This is a genomic window from Serratia sp. N21D137 (assembly GCF_047530005.1).
In the GTDB taxonomy this organism is placed as follows: Bacteria; Pseudomonadota; Gammaproteobacteria; order Enterobacterales; family Enterobacteriaceae; genus Chania; species Chania fonticola_B.
In genome coordinates this window covers 1-2,286 of sequence record NZ_JBLJAJ010000092.1, presented here as the reverse complement: position 1 = coordinate 2,286, position 2,286 = coordinate 1, and the positions used below count along the sequence as shown (strand labels likewise).

The window sequence follows — 2,286 nt, the reverse complement described above, 5'->3', positions numbered from 1 at the left end:
CTCACCCCGGCAGCGCCCGGTGCGCGGACCACGGCCACCGAGGTGCCCAGTTGCTGACTCAGCGTCACCCCGTTGGGGTGTACCACCAGCCCCCCGTTACCACTCACATTCAGTGAGTTATAGCGGCTGCTGTGGCTGTATCCGGCGCTGACCATGCCCTGACTCCCCTGCCAACCCAGAGTCAGGTTGCTGGTGCTACCCCCGTTGCCACTCTGGTTGTTGTTACTCCACCCCTGCATCAGGCTGTAGGACAGGCGGTCTTCCGCCGCCGAGCCGCTCACCCCCACTTGTTGCCGTACACGGCCTTCACTGTCGTGCGTCATCTGGTAGCTGGCGTAGCTGCGGTTGAGGGCAGGCTGCGCGCTGAACAGGCTGAACGGTACCTGCATATTGAACGCCAGCTGGCGGTTCTGCGGCCAATCCCCGTCGGATTTTATCCGGTCAACGCTGTAGGCCAGGCCATAGCTCACGCCGTGCCAACTGCCGTTGTAACCTGCCGACAGGGTATTGTTCACCTGCTCATCGCCCCAGTAATCACTGCGCGCACCCGACAGGTACAGCGATCCAAAATCCCCCAGTTGCTGGGTTACCCGCACCTGGAAATCCGAACGCTGTCGGGCCAGTGCCCAGGGCACCTGGCCTTCACTGAGTTGATAACCGCTGTTATTGAAGTCAGCAAAGTTGTAATAGTGCCGGGTGGAGTAACGATAAGCCGTCAGATCTACCGAGGTACCCGTGCTGAGCAGGCTTTTGGCATAGCGTACCCGGTATGACTGGCCGCTCTGTCTTTCTTCATACATGCGGGCCGATGAGAGGGTCACGTCCGCCGACATGGCGCCGAAATCCCCCAGCGAAATCCCGCTACCCGCCACCGCCGAGGCGTATTTCTCCGCTATCAGCCCGCCGCCGTACAGCGTGATGTCATGGGGCAGCCCGTAAATCAGGGTGCCCAACGCAAAATGGGCCTCTCTGGAGCCGGTGGTGATGCCGCCGTTGTAGCGCCCGGCTGTCAGTTCGTACTTCAACCCACCCGGGCGTTGCATCACCGGCAGAGCCGAGAAGGCCTGGGTCCAGGTACGCACGCTGCCATCCGCTTCGGTCACCGTGACCGTCAGGTCTCCTCCTTGTCCGGTCTGGTACAGGTCATTAATCCGAAACGGCCCCGGGGCGACATACGCCTGGTACACCACGTTACCGTTCTGGCTGACGGTAACCCGGGCGTTGCTCTGCGCAATGCCGCTGATCACCGGGGCGAATCCCCGCAGGCTGAGTGGCAGCATGTCTTCGCTGGAGCTCAATTTCACCCCGCGAAACGGAATGCTGTCGAAAACGTCATTGCCGGTGTTGTTTTCCCCAGCCAGCACATCCGAACGCCAGGCCTGGATATCGCGTTGCAGATAGGTATTTGAGAAACGGGTTTGCTGGTTGCTTTGCGTGTCGCCATAGCCACTGCGGCTGTTATTGTAGGTGTAGGTCATGTCACTGCGCAGGCGCCAGGCCTGCCAGTTCAATCCGCTGTGCAGCCCCAGGAACAGGTTGGACTGTTCGCTGTTGGATTGGCCCCACTGTCCGTCCTGACGGCTGCGCCCGCCGTTGAGGGTATAGTTGAGTAAAAACGCGGTCATGCCCTGGTCCCATAGCGCAGGGTTAACCACGCTGCTGGCGTCCGGCTTCATCGCCACCTGGGGAATGCTGAGTTCCAGGCGCTGTTGCTGAAAATCAAAGTGTACCCTGGCATCAGGGATCAGGGTGGCCAGGTCACTGACTGGCTTGTCGACCGGCAATCCGCCAAAAGCGGGCAATGCGGGGGTATTAATCCCCATCTCCGCCAGGAAGGCCGGGGTCAATTCCGGGCTGACCTGGCCCTTGTCAGCCGGGGTGAATACGACGCGGTATTGGCCACGCTCGCTGCGGTTGACCAACACCGTCACCAGATAAGTCCCCGGCGGGGTCTGTCCGGCGCTTTCAAATGCACTCAGGTCGGTGACGGCTTCCAGGCCACCACCCAGCGACAACAGCGCCGGGTCAAAGTAGTCGCGGCCCCAGGCTGGAGACGTGCCTGCAATCAATGCGCTGCCCACCAGGAGTGGGGAAAGCGCAAGAGGGTGAATTTTCATTATTATCCTATCCGTCTGAAAGAACGTGGCTCCCCGTAACGAGCCAGGAAGGGAGAAATCGTCAGTCCTGTTGGGCAACCGGAGTATCCCAGCCATCTTCATCGATCAGCTGCCAGCTGACTTTCCCGCTCGCGGTGGCGGGCAGGGTGTAAGACTGCTTGCCGAAAGG

Annotated in this window: 1 protein-coding gene; it reads right to left on the bottom strand. The window is 60.7% G+C overall.

The window, feature by feature from the left end; translation table 11 throughout:
* Positions 1 to 2,117 (bottom strand): fimbria/pilus outer membrane usher protein (locus ACMV5H_RS25365; protein WP_414822781.1); only part of this gene is annotated, 2,117 nt, incomplete at its 3' end.
* Positions 2,118 to 2,286: the final 169 nt, after the last annotated feature.